The organism is Verrucomicrobiia bacterium (assembly GCA_019634625.1).
Classification (GTDB): domain Bacteria; phylum Verrucomicrobiota; class Verrucomicrobiia; order Limisphaerales; family CAIMTB01; genus CAIMTB01.
The window spans coordinates 45014-66134 of the sequence record JAHCBA010000017.1; the positions used below are offsets into that span (position 1 = coordinate 45014).

Annotated in this window: 8 protein-coding genes and 2 tRNA genes; 5 read left to right on the forward strand and 5 right to left on the reverse strand. The window is 66.4% G+C overall.

Going from position 1 to position 21121, the window contains the following annotated elements:
- Nucleotides 1-6 precede the first annotated feature (6 nt).
- The 3 genes from KF833_11855 to KF833_11865 form a co-directional block, all read right to left on the reverse strand.
- Nucleotides 7-3897 carry a protein kinase gene (locus KF833_11855; protein ID MBX3745992.1) on the reverse strand — a complete coding sequence of 1297 codons (3891 nt, stop codon included), beginning with the start codon at nt 3895-3897 and terminating at the stop codon, nt 7-9.
- A 98-nt stretch (nt 3898-3995) separates the two neighbouring features.
- Nucleotides 3996-5552, reverse strand: coding sequence for an aldehyde dehydrogenase family protein (locus tag KF833_11860; GenBank protein ID MBX3745993.1), 1557 nt, complete (start codon nt 5550-5552; stop codon nt 3996-3998).
- A gap of 199 nt (nt 5553-5751) precedes the next feature.
- Nucleotides 5752-10815, reverse strand: a complete 5064-nt coding sequence (locus KF833_11865) for a CotH kinase family protein (GenBank protein MBX3745994.1) — start codon at nt 10813-10815, stop codon at nt 5752-5754.
- Nucleotides 10816-11335: 520 nt separating this feature from the next.
- Here KF833_11865 and KF833_11870 point away from each other — a divergent pair.
- Complete coding sequence (locus tag KF833_11870; GenBank protein ID MBX3745995.1) at nt 11336-14563, forward strand: VCBS repeat-containing protein; 3228 nt, start codon at nt 11336-11338, stop codon at nt 14561-14563.
- A 225-nt stretch (nt 14564-14788) separates the two neighbouring features.
- Here KF833_11870 and KF833_11875 read toward each other — a convergent pair.
- Nucleotides 14789-14865, reverse strand: a tRNA-Arg gene (locus KF833_11875).
- Nucleotides 14866-15296: 431 nt separating this feature from the next.
- Between KF833_11875 and KF833_11880 the strand changes: the two genes are divergently transcribed.
- Together KF833_11880 and KF833_11885 are read left to right on the forward strand one after the other, a co-directional pair.
- Nucleotides 15297-15656: a cupin domain-containing protein gene (locus KF833_11880; GenBank protein MBX3745996.1), complete on the forward strand. Its 360-nt coding sequence runs from the start codon at nt 15297-15299 to the stop codon at nt 15654-15656.
- A gap of 12 nt (nt 15657-15668) precedes the next feature.
- Nucleotides 15669-17363 carry an exosortase/archaeosortase family protein gene (locus KF833_11885; GenBank protein ID MBX3745997.1) on the forward strand — a complete coding sequence of 565 codons (1695 nt, stop codon included), beginning with the start codon at nt 15669-15671 and terminating at the stop codon, nt 17361-17363.
- Between the two features lie 67 nt (nt 17364-17430).
- Here KF833_11885 and KF833_11890 read toward each other — a convergent pair whose 3' ends face one another.
- Nucleotides 17431-18579, reverse strand: a complete 1149-nt coding sequence (locus tag KF833_11890) for a mannose-1-phosphate guanylyltransferase (protein MBX3745998.1) — start codon at nt 18577-18579, stop codon at nt 17431-17433.
- Nucleotides 18580-18728: 149 nt separating this feature from the next.
- On the opposite strand from KF833_11890, the gene KF833_11895 reads away from it, so the two are divergent.
- Both KF833_11895 and KF833_11900 read left to right on the forward strand, forming a co-directional pair.
- Entirely contained in the window at nt 18729-20459 is a 1731-nt protein-coding gene (locus tag KF833_11895; GenBank protein MBX3745999.1) for a M3 family oligoendopeptidase, read from the forward strand.
- 174 nt (nt 20460-20633) lie between these two features.
- Nucleotides 20634-20707 (forward strand) — tRNA-Gly (locus tag KF833_11900).
- Nucleotides 20708-21121: the final 414 nt, after the last annotated feature.

The following is a 21121-nucleotide window of genomic DNA, read 5'->3' on the forward strand; positions in this document are numbered from 1 at the left end:
GCGTTATCAGGGCGATCCGGCGGATGACGGAGGCACGACGGTTTCCAGGCGTTGAAGCTCCCGTTGTGTGAGGATGTCCACGTTCCCTGAATCGTCGAGGCGGCAACCGCTGAGCTTCCAGCTCTGACGTTCCATCTCGGCAAGGGGAACCTCGCGTTCCGGAAGGAGGATGACCAGGGTTTGGCTGGTCTCAAAGGGAGCCTTCTGTGTGAGTATCCGTGAATCGCGGTCGAACAGGAATTCCACCGGCTGATCGCGTAGTGCCACGGCGGGCGCAAGCGGCAACCCGGTCGAAGTCTCCCAGAATCGAAGGTTCATCCCCTGGCCTGATCGTCCACCGGAGGACGACGATTCGAAAAGGACCAGGAAGCGTCCGTCCGGACTGAACACAGCCTGACGGGGCAACCCGGACAGCTTCATTTCGTGGCCGACCGGACGTTCGGTCGTGTTATCCCAGAGGCGCAGCGACAGGTCGCCCGCCTGCGCCGCGCGCCATCGACCATCCGGGCTCAACGCCAGGCCGGCGCGCTTGGATTGAAGATCGCGGGACGCCACTGGATTCGGCGGCGGTCGGGGATCTCTCGGATCCGTGAAATCGAGCAACTCGAGGCCGATCGCCCATTTCCAGTCGTCGCTGATGGCCAGGTAGAAGTCCATGGGGGATCCCGAGGCCAACCGCCCGGCGGCCACGTCCCACACCGAGATGGCGTAGCTATTGCGGGCAGCGATGAACCGGGCATCCGGGCTGAACCACAGCGCCAGCCAAGTGATCTGCTTGGGCGCCGAGGGTAGAATTGCGCCGGATTGCCGGGTGGCAACGTCCCACAACTGGATCGAGCCGGTACCATCGTTGCCCACGAGTCCCGCAAGTGTCCGGCCGTCCGGACTGAAGGCCAGTGAGCCCTGGTTGGTCCAGGTGATGGACGGTTCCAACTGCCGGCCGGTGATGGAGTCCCAGAGACGCACTTCGGAACCTTCCCGACCGGACTGGAAGGCGGCGGCCACCATCGCGCCGTCGGGACTGAGCGCCGATCCGATCATGGCGCCGCTGTCGGAGACGGGCCATTCCCGTGAAATCCGGTCGGAAGCCGGGTTCCGCCAGGCCATGGCCTTGTCGGCATTGCTGTAGGTCAACACTTCCCCGTCATCCCGGACACCCAGGACACGGACACCCTGCCAATCCTTGACCCAGTCCGCCGGCGGGATGGTCAATGAGACCATTCCGGATCCGGTGGACTGAGAGGTCGTTGATAGCTCCCGGGTATTGAACTCCGTTTGGACGGAATCGAACCAAAGCCAGGATCCATCGGAAGTAAAAGCCGCCGAGGTGACCATCCGGGGAGGCATGTGAGTCGGTCCCCATTGCCGCCCGGTCTTCGTATCCCACACCCGGAGTGCGCGATCGGGTCCGGAGGTGGCAAGCCGCAGACCATCCGCGCTGAGCGCCAGCGCGCGAACGTTGTCGTCTGAAATGGCGATAATCGGTCCCATGGGTTCACCCCGGTCGAGGTGGATGACTTGGAAGCCGTTGGTCAGGGACAACACAAGGTGGTCGCCTCCCGGGGACACCCACGGCCGTTGGAAGCGGTGCAGGCCCGCGGTGGAAGCGCCTTTCGGACGGCCCGTGTTCATGTCGTAGAGGGCACAAACCGCGCCATTCACAACCCACAGCCCCTGGCCGCTCGGCGAAAACCAAAATGGATCTGACGGGCCATGCGCCACGCCCGTCCCATTCGTTCCCAGCGGTGGCGACGCCGGTTCACCGGACCTCGCATCCCAGAGGGTCAGCGTATGAAAGCCCGCAGCCACACGCGAACCGTCTGCGCTCAGAGCGAACTCGTGATTGACAAGGTCCTGTCGATCTCCGGACCAGGTGGTGACCAAGGGATCTTCCGTGGTCGAGTCCCAAATCTGCAGCCGGTATCGGGCGTCCGGCGCATGGTCGGAACTTTGGACGGATGGCCGACCGGGAAGTGGAACCGCCGGGTTGTCGAACGTAAGAAGCCGCCGGCGAACGGGGTCCATCGCAAATCGAAGAATGCGGTCGAGCAACGGACGCGGCGGTTGGTTCGAACGAACGGGAGCGAGGTCCCATAACTGGAAGGAACCCTCCACATTGACGATCAGCAGCGTTCCGTTGGCGCTGAGCCCCGGCGATCCAACCCGGCGGCCACCCGTCGAGAAGCGGGCGATCGCCCGGCCTGTGTCCGGATCCGAAAGGGTGACATCCCCCTCGGTGCCGCCCTTGGCAATCCAGGGAAGGCCCGCACCCGGTGTCGAAGGTCGGGCGACCCAATTGTCCGGTGTGGCGCCCGCCGGTTGCGGGCTCCACCAACGCCATTCCGGTTTTGGCAGGCTGTTCATCCAACCGCTCCAAAGCAGCGTGCGGCGGATGCGTTCCTCCGGGAGATGGTCGACCGTCCTGCGGGCTTCCAGAAGATGCAGCAACCCGATGGGGTCCCCTTGTTCCAACAAACGGACCCCCTGTTCGGCCTGGGAAACGGACAGCAACCGCGCCGCGCGGTCGCGTTCCTCGGTTGCTGTCCTTCCAGCGGCTTCCGCATGGGCGCGCTGTCGGGACTGCTCAATCTCCGCGTCTTCCGCATCCCTGCGTGCGCGCTTCTGATCCTGCAGCGCCCAGGACAACACCACGACGCTCGCCACGAGGACGGCCGCCACCGTCGCGCCCGATGCGAACACCAGTCGATGTCGGCGCCACGCTTTTTGAACCTGGTACCAGGCACTGGGAGGGCGAGCCTGTACCGGTTCGTGACCGAGGTGCCGCCGAAGATCGGCCGCCAGATCCTGTGCAGTCGGATACCGTCGGATACGATCCTTCTCCAGGCATTTCATCACGATCCAGTCGAGGTCGGAGGGGAATCGCGAATCGCGAATCGGGAACGGGGTATGGGACCGGGCGCTCTGAAGCTGTGTGAGCCGGGTGCTCGGGCGCAGCGGTTCCTTTTCCCGAATCGTGCGCCTCATCGCATCGAGCCCTTGCGACATCAGTTCCTTCGCGTCGAAGGGTGTCACCCCGGTCAACAACTCGTACAACAGCACGCCAAGGCTGTAGATGTCACTGCGGGTGTCGATGTCCAGCCCGCTCATCTCCGCCTGCTCCGGGCTCATGTACGCTGGCGTCCCGATGAACTGATGCAATTGCGTGTACACCGTCGCGTCGGTCAGTCGTCCCGCCGTCGCCTTGGCGATGCCAAAGTCGATCACCTTGGGCACCGGCACCCCGTCGTGAAGGGTGACCAGGATGTTCGAGGGCTTGATGTCGCGGTGGATGATGCCCTTCTGGTGCGCGTGTTGGATGGCCTGGCAGACCTTGATGAACAGGTCGAGCCGGTCGCGGAGGGGGAGCTTCTCCTGGTCGCTGTACTCTGTGATTCGGATGCCACGGACCAATTCCATCACGAAGTAGGGGCGGCCGGCGTTGGTGGTGCCGGCATCGAAGACCCTGGCGATGCCCGGGTGGTCCATCATCGCCAGCGCCTGGCGTTCCGCCTCGAACCGGGCAATGACCGCCTTGGAGTCCATGCCCGGCTTGATCAGCTTGAGCGCGACGCGGCGGTGGACGGGTTCGGATTGCTCGGCGACATAGACCACGCCGCAGCCGCCTTCGCCGATGCGTTCAAGAAGCTTGTAGCGGCCGATGACAAGGCCGACCGAATCATCGGCGGCGCCCGGGTTGGCAGGCAGGTCCAGGGCAATCGTGGGCCGGTGGCCGCCCGATCCGAGGCACTCCAGGGTTTCGGGCTGATCGTGAGCCGCGAGGAGGGCGGCCAGGCGCGCGCGCAGGGCACCGTCCCCCCCGCATTCGCGGTCGAGGAAGGCAGCCCGCTCCTCGGCGGGCAGGAGTGCCGCGACCTGGAAGAGAGCTTCTTCGGCCATTGGCGTCTTCACGGCGATGCGAATCGTCTCATGAATCCGTTGAGTTGAGGTTTGGATTGGATGGTGTGAGGTGGTTGGCGAACGATTGGAGCGGCGGGTTACAGGGCGACGACCACCGACTTGGTCTCGGTGTAGTTTTCGAGGGCGTCGTTCCCAAGTTCACGACCCCACCCCGATTGTTTGTATCCGCCGAACGGGAGGGCGTTGTCGTAGACGTGATAGGTGTTGACCCAGACCGTGCCCGCATGGAGCGCGTGCGCGACGCGGTGAGCCTTCTGGACATCGCGGGTCCACACACCGGCCGCCAGGCCGTAGGTGGTGTCATTGGCGGCGGCGATGACATCCTCGACTTCGCGGAAAGGGATCGCCGCGACCACGGGACCGAAGACCTCTTCGCGTACGATCCGGTGGCCCGGGTTGGTTTGGAGCAGGACGGTGGGTTCGTAGTAATACCCCGGACTTCCGCCCTTCCGGCCGCCGACCGCCGCCCGGGCTCCTTCGCGGGCCGCGTGATCCACGTAACCCGATACGCGCTGAAGTTGCTCGCGCGAGACCAGTGGTCCCATCGTGGCTTGGGGGTCGAAGCCGTGACCGAGACGCGTCGCCCTGGCGCCGGCAACGAGGGCATCGACGACCTGATCGAAGTGTCGCGTGTGCACGAAAAGCCGCGATCCCGCCGTGCAGACCTGGCCGGAATTGAAGAAGACCCCGCCCGCCGCGCCCTCGGTCGCGGTGGCGACGTCGGCATCTTCGAGGATGACATTGGGGGACTTGCCGCCGAGTTCGAGCGTGACCTTCTTCAGATTTCCGGCCGCGGCCTGGACAATCCGCCTGCCCACCTCGGTCGAACCCGTGAACGCGACCTTTGCGACGCCGGGGTGGGCGGCGATCGCGGCTCCCGCGGTCTCGCCGTAGCCGGGGAGAATGTTGAGCACGCCGGGTGGGATTTCCGCCTCAAGTGCGAGTTGGCCCAGGTATAAGGCGGTGAGAGGTGTTTGTTCCGCGGGCTTGAGGAGGATCGTGCATCCCGCGGCCAGGGCGGGTCCGAGTTTCCAGGCCGCCATCAGGATCGGAAAGTTCCAAGGGATGATCTGTCCAACCACGCCGCCCGGCTCCTTGAGGGTGTAGGCAAGGAACCGCTGACCGGGTTGAAACGGGGCCGAGAGCGGCACGGTTTCGCCGTGGAGACCCCGAGCCAGACCCGCCATGTACCGGATCGTGTCGGCCGCGAACGGGATGTCCCCATGTCGGGCCAAAGCAAAGGGCTTGCCGTTGTCGAGCGATTCCAGCGTGGCCAGGGCAACGGCGTGCTGCTCGATCAAGTCGGCGAATCGCCACAGCATCCGAGATCGGTCCGAAGGCGTGACACTCCCCCAGGGGCCGTTCAGGGCACGGGTCGCCGCCGCAACCGCGCGATCCACATCTTCGGCGTCCGCTTCCGCAACCCGGGCAAGAACTTCGCCGGTCGCTGGATTGAAGGTGTCAAACGTGCGCCCGGACGCCGCCTCCACCCATTCTCCGTCGATCAACAATGGACGCGGCGAAGCCAGGAACGCGACGATGTCCGGTTCAGGCGATACGCCCGCCTGAACGGACGGGGCAAACACCGGCGTGACGGATGCCGAAGCTTCAAGGGTGGAAGTGGTTGCGCTCATGGTGAGAGTAAGTTCATCGCATGGAATAGACGTCGATCCATCCGGTAAAGCGCAAACCGACCGGAAGAGGTATGCCGGCATCGTTCGCGATGAGAATGGCACCGACGATTGCCGGGCAGGTGCTGACCGGGATGCACCAGGCTTCGAGTTGTCGAAGCCTGGAGGACTTGCGCGGCCGCGGCCGTGCGATCCTGCGGGGTCAAGGGGCGGGATCGATGCGGATGCGATAGAAGCGCGCGACGGCGGCGGGAGGCTGATCGGGCAGTTCGAGGGTGCGGTCCCCGGGTGCGGCGGGGATGAGCTGCCAGGTCTGCCATGAGGTTTCGAAACCGTCCCGGGATTCGATGCGGTACGCGAGGCCGGCCTTGGCGATGAAGGACAGGGTCAGCCGGTCAGGCGTGGCGGCGGCATGGGTCCAGCGGAGCACATCGTCCGGATCCTGCGGATGGGTGCGGGCGAGGAACTCGTCGCGATTGGTCGCCCCGTCGCCGTCGGTGTCGAGGAGCGCGTCATCGGGGTCCATGGGATCGAGGCAATGACGGACCTCCCAGGCGTCGGGGAGGCCGTCGCCGTCGGAATCGAGGTTGGGCGGGGGCAGCCGTCCGGGGGTGGGCGGGGCGGCGATCCAGACGCGGGGTTGATTGCCCAGGGCATCGAATTCCACGCGCTGAAGGGAATGGCCGCCGCCATCGGCGGAGGCGGGCCACGGAGCGCGGTCCGTATAGTTCAGCCGGTCCACGACGATGGCCGGGATCATGCCGGGTTGCGGGGAGGTCGGACCCTGGGGGCGGTCGGGTCGGACGAGCTCCAGGGTTCCATCGGAATTGGGGAGGGAACCGGCGAAAGGTCCGAAGAGGGGGATGGAAGGAGGCACGTTGAAGGTGGTCTGGAATTGCACGCGGGCCTGGGGATTGGTCTCCGGATCGAAGTGAACGAGCAGGAGGATGGCGCCCGGGGGCAGGGTGATGTCCGGGGGAAAGGTGAAGTCGATGGAACCGGTGAGGCGCCAGGTGTGGGTTGGGAATTCGGGATCGAAGAGGGGCACGGGATGTGGGGAGGCGTTGACCAGTTCCACGAATTCGAGGGTGGTGTCATTGAGGCCGTAGGAGCCAAGCCGGATGTCCGGCGGGCGGTAGTGGATTTCGGACAGGACGACGGCAGGGGGCAGGGGGCCGGCGTTGGGGGCGCCTGGGGTGAAGGCGCGTTGGGGCACGAGACGTTCGAGGCCGTCGCAGGTCAATTCGCGGCCGAAACTCACTCCGTTGGCGGCTGCGCCGAAGCGGAATCCGTGGGCGTAGCCGGTGAGTTGACCTGAGGGGTCCGTGCCGAAGAGCCAGGCGGATTCGCCGGTGGAATCGAGGCGGAAACCGGGGAGTGGGGCGGCCTGATCGGCGAAATCGCCCTCGTCGAGCCAGAGATAGCCGCCGGGGGGAAGGACGGTTCCGGGCGGGAGGCGGTATTTGGCGGGCACGGTGCGGTCGTCGGTGAGATACCAACCGCCGATGGAGACGGGGAAGGGGCCGGGGTTGTGGAGTTCGATGCCGTCGCGCTGGGGCAGATCGGTGTGGGTGAGGATTTCGTGAATCACCACGGAGGCGGGACGGACGGGGGCGGGATCGGGGAGGCCGGGGGAACCGCCGGGAAAGGCGCTGGGCCGCCAGAGTTCCGGGAACCGGCCTGGCGGCGGGGGCGGGGCGGATTCGTCCACGGGAACGAGGGAGAAGCCGAAGCCGTCGGTGGTCGGGTGCCAGCCGTCGCGGAACTCGACCTCGGCGATGACCTGTCCGGAGGAGGTGGCGAACCGGAGACGTTCGCCGGTGCGGTCGAGTCCGCCCTCGAAGGCGCCGGCGACCTGGGGGACGGCGCCATAGCGGAGGGTGAACGCGGCGGGGTTGCGGACAAGGACGAGGCGTTCGCCGGGGCCGAGGACGGTGAGGGTTCCGGTGGCGAAGGCGAAGCGGATACCCTGGACGGCGTGGAGATCGATGAGATCGAGGGTGCGGGTTCCGAGATTGGCCAGTTCGATGAATTCGAAGTCGCCGCGGGAGAGCGAGGGGAGAGCCGCCAGTTCGGAGGCGGAGGGCGCCGAGGGTCGGTAATGGATCTCGGTGATGCGGAGTTCGCCGGGTTCGGGTGCGGGCAGGGTGGAGAAGCGCGCCTGGGTTCTGCCCGACCATGGGGACGAGATCGGCGGATTGCCCGAGCCGGTCAGATTGCGGTGCGACAGATTGCGGGCGCGGGCGGTGACCAGGGCCCGGGTGCCGAGCGGGATTGGGCCGGCGTAGGTCAGGGCGGATGCGGACACGGCGCCGCCGGGTGCGCGCGGGTCGGAGCCGTCGAGGGTGTAGTGGATCTGGGCGCCGGGGGGACCCGAGAGGGTGAGGGATGAGTTGGGGGGGACGACACCGGGTTGGCGGCCGAGGGTGGGGGCGGCGAGGAAGTTGGTGTCCATGAAGGCGAGGCGGCGGGAGAGCCAGGTCTTGAGGATCTGGATCTCGTTCTGGTAACTGCCGCGCGGGGTGGTGAAACCGGGCCAGCGGGCGGCTTCGCGGGGTTGGGCGGGACGCACTTCGTCGGTGAGATCGTCGACGAGGGCGAAGAGGCGGTCCTGGGAGAAGGAGGTCAGGCGGAGTTCCTGGTAGCGATCGATCCAGCGTTGCCAGAAGTCGGCATCGCGGAAGAGACGGCCCCACCACGGATAGTTGAAGAAGTCCGTCCCGCCGGAGGCCGACCAGACACGGGGGTTGGCGTCGCGACCGTCGGTGGAATTGAGGGCGCGGTCGAAATCCCAGATGGGGCCGAAGGTCAGGCGCCCCTCGCGGGGTTTGTGGAAGAAGGTGCTGAGGCGGAGGGCATCGACATTGAAGGCGAGGACGTTGAGGAGGTGATGATCGAGCCAGGATTCCTGGTCCACGTAGGCCCGCCAGCCGAGCGTTGGGTGCTGCCAGTTGGGGGCGTTGAGGGCGGTGCCGAAGGCGTTGAGGTAATCGCGGATGTAGTTGCGCTGGGCCACGCGCTGGGGCAGGCGGATGTCGCGCTCCTTGGGATCGACGTAGGCGATCGTCTGGCCGGCGGCGCCCAGTCCGGAATCGCCGGGGTCGAGGCGGTCAATTTTGAGGAGGTAACCGCCGGTGACCTGGGGAGGCAGGATGTGCTCCGGTTGGAGGCGGTCGATGGCGACGCGGCTGGCGTTGCGTTTGACCTTTTCCATGAGGACATAGATGCCGGCGTACTGACTGGACCCGAGCGCGCCGGAGCCGGGCTGGAAGTACACCTCGACGAAGCGGGTGCGGGAGGCGTACCAGCCGAGTTCGTTGCTCAGTTGGTACATGAACGGGTTGTGGATGAGGATGGGTTCGAAATTGTTGGGGGCGTAGAGAATCCAGTCGGACTCGGCGGGCATGCCGAGCGGGGAGAGGTTGCGGGCGGCATCCAGTTCATCCCGGAACTCGACACTGTAATTCTTTTTCGGCTGCCCCAGCGTGCTCGAGCCGCGGATGTTGAGGCGCGCGCGGGTGCGGAGGTCCGGGGCGTTGGTCAGAGAACTCACGCCGCCCCGGGGTTCGTAGAGGGAAAAGAACGCAGGGTATTCGCCATCGGCCGGCACGGTACCCCGACCGAAGCCGTGCATGACGACCAGCGGCAGGTGCGAGGTGACACCCAGGGCCGAGGCGTTGACCTGCACGTAGTATTCCGCCGAGGGCGGTCCCGGGAGGAGTCCGGGAACAAAGGCCCGGGCCCGGAGACGCAGGGTGGTGGAAACGGTCAGGGGCGAGTCGTACGCGGGCGACTGACCGGTGGGCAGGGAACCGTCGGTGGTGAACCGGATCGTGGCCTCCGGGTGTTCGGCGGAGAGGACCAGGGTGAAGCGCTGGGTGAAGGTCCCCCCGATCCGGGAGAAGCGCACGGCCGGGGCGAATCCGGGTCCACCCTCGGTGTTGGGGGCTCCGGGTGTCGGTTCCACGAAGTATCCGGACAAGAGCGGGTCGGTGGGCAGGCGTCCGTACGAGATGTCCTCCTCCTGCGGGGGGAAAGCGGGGGCGAACTCGGACATCACCTGCCCGGAGGGGCGGTAGAGCCCGAGATACTCGCCGGCGCGGTCGAGGCTGAAATTGGCGTGCAGGGGTCGGGCCGGATCGCGGCGGTCCTTCCCGGAGGCGTACACCACCAGGAATCCCTCGGCCGGGAGCGTGACGGCTGGAAACCGCCATTTCGCCCATTGAGCCGCCGAATCGGTCAGGGTCCATCCTTCGAGCGAAACCGGTTCCGCGGTGGGATTGGCGATCTCGATCCAGTCGGAGGCGTCTCCATCCTCGTCGTTCAGGGTGCGCCGGTTGGAGGCCATGAACTCACTGATGGAAACCGCCGGAGGGGGCAGATCCGGATCGACGGTGTATTCCCAGGAACCGCCGGCGAAGGCGTTGGCGAGAGGGGCGGTGTCGCGGATGCCATGGTGGGGAACCCATGCGGCGGCAAGGTTCCCGGGTGGCGCCGCCGGGAACTCGAACACGTACTGATCGGCGTCGAGGGCGATGAGATTCGTGGCCGCCTGCCCTCCAAGGAGCAGGTCGCCGGCATCCACCCCGGTGACGGGTTCATTGAACATCACCGTCAGCCGGTAAAGCTCGCGGACACGCGAGCCGGGGGCCGGAACGACCGCGAGCACCTGCGGAGGATCGGTGTCGATGTCCGCTTCGAGCGACGCCTGGAAGACGAAGTCACTGCTGTCGCCGAGGGACGCATTGAGGGCATGGACGGCGATCACATTGGGGCCCGGCGCCAGGATTTCGCGGAAGTTCCGGATCTCGTGGGACTCCGTGGGGATCGGTTCCGCCAGGGCGGGTCGGGAGGTGCCGCGAAAGGGGATTTCGCCATCCGGGACATTGAAGCGGACGACTGGATGACCGTTGAGCCAGGCGACGAAGCCGTCGTCGGACAGAGCGTGGAGGCGAAGTCCGGTGAAGGCGGCTGGATCGTCCACGACGAAGGTTTTCCGCAGGTAGATGCCGGTGTAATTGCCGCGCATGTCGCCGAGCAGGGTGCCGGTGAGGGGTTCCCCGTAGTAGAACGGGGCGGGGCCGATGTTCCAGGCGGTGTCCTGAAACCCGGGGGTCCGCCAGGCGCTGGGATCGGGGGAGGACGGCTCGGAAGTGGCCTTGCGCCAGCGCCACGGGGTTTGGAAATCGAAGAGCACTTCGGCGCCGGATGGCACGGAGGCACCCAGAAGGACGCAGAACAGGCTCCAGCGGAGGAGACACGACATCGTGCGGGGAGGGTATCGCCGGATGGAAGGAAGGGGCACGGGAAAAAGCGGATACACCCAGGCACGGAGGAGAGGCGGAAGGCCCGGTGGGTTGAAGCCACCCCGGATCGATGTGAAAGAGTTTTGGGAGCAGCTTTTCTTGACGTCAGGATTCGAATCACTACGGTGGCCGGCAAGCCGGGGACTCGTTGCCAATCACAGCAAGGGCTTTCCCGGGCCACAAGGCGGTTGAACCAAGGAACTCATGACAGACTCCACTTCATTCCTTTGCCGTGCCCAGGTGTTGTTCGTGGCGGCGGGCCTTCTTGGCCTGAGTCCTACTGTAACTGGGCAGGACGCATTGCCCGTCTTTCCACGCATTGCGCCCTACGAGGACGAATTCGGCTCAGGCGGATTCGTAGAACTGGTGATGTCCGCGCCGGCGGACTCAGTGATTCAGCTACAAACCTCGGAGAGTCCGGCGACGCCGCGGTGGGTGGATGTGGGTGAGCCGGTCATCTCGGCGGGCCTGCCTGTCACGATGGCGGTGCCGACTCACGAGGGGGAAGAGACCAAGGCCGTACCGTACCGGTTCTACCGGTTTAGTGTGACTCCCTACGACATCGTTGTTACGGACGATGGCAAGGCGACGGTGCTGAAGGTCGGCCAGGCCGCGCCGACGGGGGTGGTGCTGGCTTCGCTGAGGCGGCAGTTGGGAAGCGACGTGTTTCCCACCGAGCCGTACGATCCGTGGCGACCGTGGGAGCCGGGGGAGATGGAGGGCGTTGAGATCGGGGAGGCGCTGGCCAGCCGGGGTTTCAGGGTTTGGACGACCCCGCCGGAAAAGGACGATCCGGCGCTGCCGGAGCGATGGAGCGGGATCGAGCGGTTCCAGGAGCGGGAGCTTCCGGACGACCCGGCGGACATTGGCCGGGGCAAGATCGAGGACGGCTTCGAGGGAATCCCGAATTTCCCGCGTCCGGAGGCGTTCACGCTGGAACCGCCGGAGCCGGGATCGACATCGGACAAGGTGTTCCGGGTGGAGGTGCCGGATCCGGAGAAGGAATTGCCGCAGGAGATCAACCCGAACTTCGTCGAGCCTGGCCGGCACCTGAGGGCCGCGTTGGAGGTGAAGGCGGACGGCGGCGTGGCGATTGTCGAGGCGGCCCTGGTGGCGGGCGACGCGTGGCGGCTGGATCCGCTTCTGGTGGAGACCCCCCACTGGCCGAAACACCCCAGCGTGGGTTCGCTGGTATGGGTGGTGCGGTCGCCGGTGGCCGATCGGGAGCGTTTCCTGAACCAGATCTATTTCATCGGGGCCCTGGACAATCCGTTCGAGATCCGGTCGTACGATCCTCCGCCGCCATATCGGGGATCGCATGGGAGCGAGGAACAGCCCGCGGCCGATGTGCGGGTGCCGATTCCGGTGCTGGAGAAGGACACGGCGCTTCAGGGGATGACGATCGAGTTCTTCCGGTACATGGGCCCGGCGGAAATCGAGGTTCTGGATCCGGAGACGTTTGCGAAGCACCAGGACAGCTTCAAGTCGATCGGCAGGACCACCGGGGATGACCTGGTCAAGGTGGCGAGGGAGACCGAGCCGCGACGGACGGGAGGCGGGGCCTCCCTGGCGGCGGGGCTGCCGGCGCCGACGGTGACGCAGTTGTTCCGGAGCGGTCCGCGGGCGTCGAAGTTCAACTTCGTCGTGATCGGGGACGGCTTTGCCAATACCGCGGCCGACCAGAATGCGTTCAACAATTACGTCGAGAACACCGTGATGCAGGATCTGCTGTCGCGGGACGTGCACCGGGAGATTCTCAATGGGATCAACATTTTCCGGGTCAACACCTTCTCGGCGCAGTCCGGGATCACGACGGTGAACACCAACGGGGCGGTGGTCACGACGCGCAACACGGCGCTGCAGTACCGGTACAGCGGGGTCTGGAACCGCTGCTGGATGGAGCCCGGGCCGAACACGATCGCGCTCATGAACGGGATCATCAACGGATTGGTGCCCGAGGTGGACGGGATCGCCGTGGTGTTGAATGTGAGCACGGGCGGCGGGTGCGCCCGGGGCACTCACTTCGCGGTGACGCTGGCCAGCGGATGGGGGACGTTCGCGCACGAGTTCGGGCACTTCTTTGCCAGCCAGCAGGACGAGTATCAGTGCAACCAGGGAGCGGCGGGGTGCGGGAGTTACGCGGGCGCGGAACTCACGGAGGTGAATCAGACCCGGGTCACCGTTCGGAACCAGATCAAATGGAACGTGTGGATCCCGCCGACGCGGCCGGTCCCGACGGCGCAGGCGAATGTGGCCAACACCGACCAGGACGTCGGATTGTTTCCCGGGGCGACCCGCGGGAACCAGCAGTGGTGGAACGGCATCTTCCGTCCGTCGTGGCGGGGCCGCATGAACAACAACACCCCGCCGCACAACCCGGTCGGGTACACCGCGGTGCGGGAGACGGCGCGCGGCTTTCAGGAAGGGGACTTCCGGAAGAGCGTGGTGGGTGACTTCGACGGGGACGGCCGCACCGACCTGGTGATCCTGGATGACCGGCAGTTGTCGTTGTACCTGGCGCGGGACCGCACGGTCGGGCCGAACGATCCGGTCACGGGCACGCCTCCGCGGGCGGTGACCGGGGTCCTCGAGCCGACGTGGTACCACACGGATCTGCTGCGCAACGCGGCGGCCACCCGGTCCTGGGAGTTCCGCCGGAACGACATTTTGATTCCGGGTGACTTCGATGGGGATGGCCGGACGGATCTGTACGTGATCAACCTGGTGGACTGGAACCAGCCGTATCTCTGTCTGCTGCGATCGACGGGAACGGGATTCGAGCCGGTGCGCCGGTACGACCGGGACCTGCCGGGCTGGGGCGAGATGAGGCGCAACGACCAGTTCTACGCCGGGGATTTTAGCGGGGACGGAAGGGACGACCTGATGGTCTTTAATGGGCGCGACTGGAACATGCCGTATTTCCTGATGCTTCGTTCGACCGGCACGCAGTTGGTGTACTCAAGGCGGTACGACCGTTACCTGCCGGGGTGGGAGATGGGGCGGAACGAGAGGTTCCACGTGGGCGACTACAACGGCGACGGGAGGATGGGAGTCATCGCGCACAACACCCAGGACTGGAATCAGGTTCACCTGATGATCTTCAACTCGACGGGGAGCGCGTTGTCCCTCGCCGACCGGTATTACGGGACGATCCAGCAGGGGAACTCCCTGTTCTGGACGATGCGGCGCCAGGACGAGCTGATCCCGGTGAATTTCAACGGGGACAGGACCAAGGATCTGGCGATCTTCAACGGGCGCGACTGGGGTCCGGAGTATCTGGCCCTGTTCGCCTGCAACGAGGCGGGCCGGCTCCAGTTCCGGCGCCGGTACGAGGACACCATCCCCGGCTGGAACATGCGCCGCCGGGACCGGTTCTATGCGGCCGATGTGAACGGGGACGGCAACGAGGACCTGGTGGTGTTCAATGCCGTGAACTGGTCCACGCAGTATCTCGGCATCCTGCGCTCGAACGGCGAAAACGCCCTTCAGGGCACCTGGCAGTCCGGCTGGATCGGCGGATGGAACCTGGGATCCGTGGACAACTTCCACGTGGCCGAGTTCCGCGGCACCGGCGGCTGGACCGACCTGTTCGTGTACAACCAGGGATGGTTCGGGTTGCTGCGAAGTCACTCGAACCGGTACGCCCTCGAGGCCATCTACCGGCGCTGGATCCACAACCACCGCTATCACGGCTTCGGGTTCTGGTAAGGCCCAGGGCGGCGGCGGCTGGTTCCGCAAGCTGAACATTGACGGGGGATCGGTGACGCAGGTCGCCGATCCCCCGATCATTTACGGTTGGCGTGGACTCGCGGAGTTCGTCCCTCCGGAGTGAAGCGAAGGGGAGGAATCGGAGGGTCGGGTTCCACGAGGCCGGCCGGGGAGGGGTGCCTTGGGATGAGCAACCGGGCTCACGCCAGGACGCCCGAATCGAGGTGGTGCGCGGGGCGGGGCTTGAACCCACAACCTTCGGCTCCGGAGGCCGACGCTCTAGCCAATTGAGCTACCCGCGCGATCGGGAACGGGCGACGCCAGAAAGTGGCGGGCGTCCCGTCGGGGAAAGTGTCTCGCAAGGGCGGGGGTCTTGGCAAGCCGCGGGTACGGGCCCAAACCGGCGTCCGTGCATCCCGGAGTCGTGGGGAGAGGTGCGAACGTCGCGAAGCGTTGCCTCGGAGGGCAGGGTTCCACGAGGCCGCAGCGGAGTGGAGCGCTGGGTTGTGGACTCGCGGAGCTCGTCCCTCCGAAGGGTGGAACGGGGTGGTGACGTCGGAGGGCAGGGTTCCACGAGGCCGCAAGGGGGTGGTGCTTTGGGTTGTGGACTCGCGGAGCTCGTCCCTCCGATTGGCTGCCTCCTCACCCACAACTCCGGGATGCACCGAATCGTCCTGATCCCATCGCTCCGGTGCGGGTGGACGGACGGCGCGGCGGCAGGGTAGGGTTCGGCATGGAGCGATACGCGGTGGTGCAACTGGACCAGTTGCCGCCGGTGCCCTGTCCGTGCGGGACGGCGCGGCGCGGCTTTGGCGGGGTGCCCGGGGGGCTGGCGACGGTGCATCTGGTGGAGATCGAAGGGGAGGCGGCCCTTCACCATCACGGGCGGACCACGGAGATCTACGTGGTTCTTGAAGGGGAGGGTCACCTTGAGCTGGATGGCAACCGGTTGCCCGTCCTGCCGTTGATGGCGGTGATGATCCATCCGGGGTGCCGCCATCGGGCGGTGGGACGGATGCGGTTGTTGAACATCCCGATCCCGCCCTTCGATCCGGCGGATGAGTTTGTGGACGCCGCGGGGCCCGGCCGGTAGGAGAGGGCGCACATGGCGATGGGAACCGAGTCAGCGGCGGCGTCCACGGGGGCGGATGCGGGTGGCGCATCGGGGGCGTTGGGGAGACCGGGGGTGGGACGGGCGTGGGCGCTGGGGCTGGGACTGCTGGGATTGTGGGTCTGGGCGGTGGCGGGGTGCGTGGACGAGTGGCGGGACAACCCGATGTACTCGTACGGGTGGTTTGTCACTCCGTTGATCGTGTTCTTCCTGTGGCGCCGGCTGGATGAGCCGATGGTGGGCCGGGAATTGTGGGGGGCGCCGCGCTGGCCGGCGCGACCGTCGGCGATCGGGCTTGGGGTGGCGCTGGTGGCCTTGCTGGCATTGCCGGTCGAGTTGCTCCGCAACGAACTGCCCGACGACCGGCTGAACAACTGGGGCCTCGCGCTGGCGGCGGTGGGGGCGACGCTTTGGGCGGGGCGTTGTCTGGGGGGCTGGCCGTTGGTGCGGACCCTGGCGTTTCCGGTGCTTTTCTTCCTGACCGCGGTGGCCTGGCCCAAACGGTACGAAACACCGGTGACGATCGGGCTGCAGCAGATGGTGGCGACGGTGATTGTCGAGGTGCTGCATGTGCTGGGAATTCATGCGCAGCCGCAGGGGACGACGATTCTGATGCGGGAGGGTCCGGTGGGGATTGCCGAGGCGTGCAGCGGGATCCGGTCGTTGCAGGCCAGCCTGATGATCAGCCTGGCGGTGGGGGAGTTGTTTTTTCTGCGGTGGGGCCGGCGCCTGATGTTGATCGTCCTGTGTGCCGCCCTGGCCATGGTGCTGAACCTGGGGCGGACGCTCGCGTTGTGTCTGGTCATGGAGACGCGGGGTGTGGAGGCGATGGACCGGTTTCACGACGGCATCGGGGACGCCATCCTGGTGGGGTTGCCGCTTCTGGCGTGGGTGCTGGGACGGGTGTTGACGGCCGGGGAGGGGGCGGTGCCGACCGAACCGCCGCGGCGAAAGGGGGCCGGCGGGGAGCTTCCGGCGTGGCGACGCCTGGCGGGGCGGGTGCGGGACTTCGAGTGGCGGCGGATGCCGTCCTTTGCGCCGGCCTTGGGAATCGGGATGGCCGGGGTGGTGGCGTACCATGCCTGGCTGTCTGTGCTGGATCGTCGGGATCCGCCGCAGGAAGGACCGTATTTCGCGGTGCGGACGGGGGAGGAAACGGGGACGGTCGAGGAGACGATGCGTTCGGACATCTGGGCGGCCCTGGCTCCGACGGAAGGCGGGATGTACACGCGCGAAGAGGACGGGGTGTGGGGCGGGCGGGTGCACTTGTACCATTTCTTCTGGAAACCGGCCGCGGCGAACCGCTGGGTGACGGGGCATCGTCCGGACATTTGCATGCCGGCGGGCGGATGGCGGGTGGAGGGCCAGGTGGAGCCGCTGGAGGTCCGCTTCGGGGACCGGGCATTGACGATGCATCTGTTCCGGTTCGCGGGAGTGGGCCAGCGGGCGGTGCAGGTCTGGGGCATCTGGCGGAACGGGGAGGAAATCCCGATGGCGTTCTTCGATCGCCCGACCCTGGAGTGGTCTCTGTTGACGGGGAAGAGCCGGTCGGCCGTTGAGGTGGTGTCGTGCGTGGTGCCGTACCTGGACGGGGAACCGCCGATCGAGACAGCCCGGCGGGTCCTGGGCGAGGTGATGGACTACCGGCGGGCGCCGGTTGCGGGAGGCCCGCAGACGCCGGCCCTGTGACTTCCCGGGGGGATGGACAGGGGCGCCTACCGGCGAAGAGGATGGGGAAGCGGTGGGTGTTCAGGCTTCAAACCCATCGGGCCCGGTCCGGGTCGGCGGCGAGGCGGCGGACGAGTTCCTTGATTTTCTGGGACTGGGACTTGTGGGCGACGAGGGTGGCGTCGTCGGTTTGCACCACGATGGAGTCGCGGAGGCCGACGAGGCAGATGGGGGTGCGGCGGGCCGGGGACCTGGCATCGAAGACGATGTTGCGGGCGGCATCGACGTGGAGGAAGTCGGCCTGGGAACAATTGCCCTCGGAGTCCGGTTTGAGGTGACGGGCGAGGGCGTTCCAGGAGCCGAGGTCGTCCCAGGAGAAGTCGCCATCGGCGACGACGACATTCTGGGCGTGTTCGAGCAGGGCGAAGTCGATGGCGATGCGTTTTACCTCGGGGTATTCGGCGGCCAGGGTGCGGGAGAGGCGGGCGGGACCGGCGGCGGCGGCTTCGAACCAGCGGTGGCAGGCCTCGTGCATGGCGGGCTGATGCGCCTGGAGGCCCTGGGTGACGGTGACAAAGGACCAGATGAACATGCCGGCGTTCCAGCGGTATTGTCCGGACTGGAGGTATTCGAGGGCGGTGTCGTGATCGGGCTTCTCCTTGAACCGTTCGGCGCGGTGGAAGACGGTTTTGTAGGGTTTGGCGCCCTGGGGAGGCGGGAGCGGGGCGCCGACACGGATATAGCCGTAGCCGGTGGCGGGTTCGGTGGGTTGGATGCCGATGGTGACGATGACCTGGCCGCGGCTGGCGAGGTCGAGGGCGTCGGCGAGGACGCGCTGGAACTTCTTCTCCTCGGGGATGACGTGGTCGGCGGGGAGAACGGCCATGACGCCTGTGGTGGAGCGGGCGCCGACGAGGGCGGCGCCGAGGGTGACGGCGGCGCAGGTATCGCGGCCGACGGGTTCGGCCACGACATTTTCCCGTGGCAGGAGGGGCAGTTGACGTCGGACCTCGGGGGCCTGGGCGGCGTTGGTGATGACGAGAATGTTTTCGGCCGGGACGACGGGGAGAACGCGGTGGACGGCCTGCTGGAGGAAGGACTGGTCGCCGAGGAGGCGGATGAGTTGCTTGGGGGTCTTTTCGCGGCTGACGGGCCAGAAGCGTTCGCCGCGACCGCCGGCCATGATGATGACGTAGCGGTCGGAGGGGCGGGATTTCCGGGCGGCCTTGGTCTTCATGAACGGCGCCAAAGAAATCCGGAACGGGGGCGGGAGGCGACGCGAAAACGCGGGTTCATGGGGTGGGGGCCTGCGGCAGCCGGGGCAATGAGGGAGGCGGGGTGGGAGGGCTTGCGCCGGATTGGAGCATTGAGGACGCTGCGCGGGCGATGAGTTTGCTGCCATTTGGAGAGCTGGCTCCCTATCGGGAGCGGCGGTTCCTGCCGACCACGGTGGATTGGAACGAGTGGGACGCGATCGAGCCGTTGTTCGACCTGTTGGAGATACGGTTGGGGGCGGCACAGACGGGCGCCGAACTGGAGCGATGGTTGGGGGATTGGAGCGAGTTGACGGCTGCGATCGGGGAGGAGAGCGCACGACGGTACATCGGGATGACCTGCCATACGGAGGATGCGGAGGCGGAGCGGGCCTATCTGGATTTTGTCGAGCAGATCGAGCCCGAACTGAAGCCGCGGCAGTTCCAGCTCGAACGGATGTATCTCGCGCATCCCGCACGGGGCGATCTGCCGGCGGGCCGGTACCGGGAGTTCGACCGCCATGCGGAGGTCCATGTGGCGCTGTACCGGGATGAGAACGTGCCCCTGGAGACCGAGGAGGCTCGGATCGGGCAACAGTACCAGAAGGTGTCGGGGGCCATGACGGTGACCTTCCAGGGGGAGGAGAAGACCCTGGTGCAAATGGGCCGGTACCTGGAGGAACCCGATCGGGCCTTGCGGCAGGAGGCTTGGGAACGGGTGGCGGAACGGCGCCTGAAGGAGAAGGAGACCTTCGAGAGTCAGTTCGACGAGTTGGTGCGGTTGCGGCACCGGATCGCCAACAACGCGGGTTACGGCAGCTACCGGGATTACGCCTTCCCGCTGCGGGGCCGGTTCGATTACACGCCGGCGGATTGCGAAGCGTTTCATGCGGCGATCGAGGCCGAGATGGTGCCCCTGTTGCGGGAGTTGCAGGAGGAACGGCGCCAGCGCCTCGGGGTCGGGACGCTCCGGCCGTGGGATCTCATGGTGGATGTGGCGAACCGTCCGCCGCTCCGGCCGTTCGAGCAGGTGGACGGGTTGGAGACCGGGACCGAACGGATCATGGAACGGCTGGATGCAGGACTGGCCGAACAGTTCCGTCAGATGCGGGCGTTGAAGCTGCTGGACCTTGGGAACCGGAAGGGCAAGGCGCCCGGCGGCTACCAGAGTTCCCTGCCGGAGGCGCGCCTTCCGTTCATTTTCATGAATGCGGTGGGCCAGCAGCGGGACGTGGAGACGCTGCTGCACGAGGCGGGGCATGCGTTCCACACCATGGCCACGCGGGACGAGGATTTCTATGCGTACCGGGATGCGCCGATCGAGTTCTGCGAGGTCGCATCGATGAGCATGGAGTTCCTGGGAGGCGAGTATCTGGACGCGTTCTACGGCGCAGACGATCTGCGGCGGGCGCGGCGGGATCACCTCGAGGGGGTGGTCGAGACGTTTCCATGGATTGCGGCGGTGGATGCGTTTCAGCACTGGATCTACACGCACCCGGAGCACACGCGCGAGGAACGGGCCGCGGCATGGAATGGGTTGATGAACCGGTTCGGCGGCGACACGGACTGGACGGGCTGGGAGTCGGCGCGGTCGTGGTCGTGGCACCGTCAGCTCCATGTGTTTCTGTATCCGTTCTACTACGTCGAGTACGGGCTGGCACAGATCGGGGCGTTGCAGGTGTGGCTGCGATCCCGCGAGGATCGCGGGGCGGCATTGGCGGGGTACAAGCGGGCGCTGGGGTTGGGCGGATCCAGGCCCCTGCCGGATTTGTTCGAGGCGGCGGGATGCCGGTTCGCCTTCGACCGGGAGACATTGGGACCCCTCGCCACCCTGCTGCGGGCGGAACTGCGTGCGCTGGCGTGAATGGCGTTGCCGACCCCAACTCCGGAAGTGGCTTTCCATGGACTCGCGGGGTTCGTCCCTCCGATGGACTGCCTCCCCACCCGCAATCCGGGGATGCACCTGGGGACGATTTGGGCCTCAAACGAACGGTTGCGCCGGGGCGGTGCTCTTGATAGGAACTTGGTCGTTCGCGGTGCGGGTGTGGTTCAATGGTAGAACGCGGGCTTCCCAAGCCTGAAGCGAGGGTTCGATTCCCTTCACCCGCTCCATTTCTTCACGATGGTCAGCACGGAACCGTGGCGTCCGAATCGAGGACGGCATCGGGAAGGAAGCGGGTCGGCATCGAGGGTCCCGGCGCTTGGCTGTCCCATCCAGAAGGCGATGCATCCCCAAGTTGTCGGTGAGGAGGCAGCCAATCGGAGGGACGAGCTCCGCGAGTCCTCATCCCAACGCACCCCATCGTTGCGGCCTCGTGGAACTCGGCCCTCCGAGGCGATGCCTCGCGAAGTTCGCGCCTCTACCCACAACTCCGGGATGCGCCCCGGGGGCGCAGGCACTCCACGTTTGGCTTTCGCGGGGACGGGGAACCGGGCAACATCGCACCCGTGGATTCCGCGTTTGCTGTTCAGCGGGACGTGAGCACGAAGGCCGGGACACCGGTCGTGCCGGTCCCGGAGGGTGAA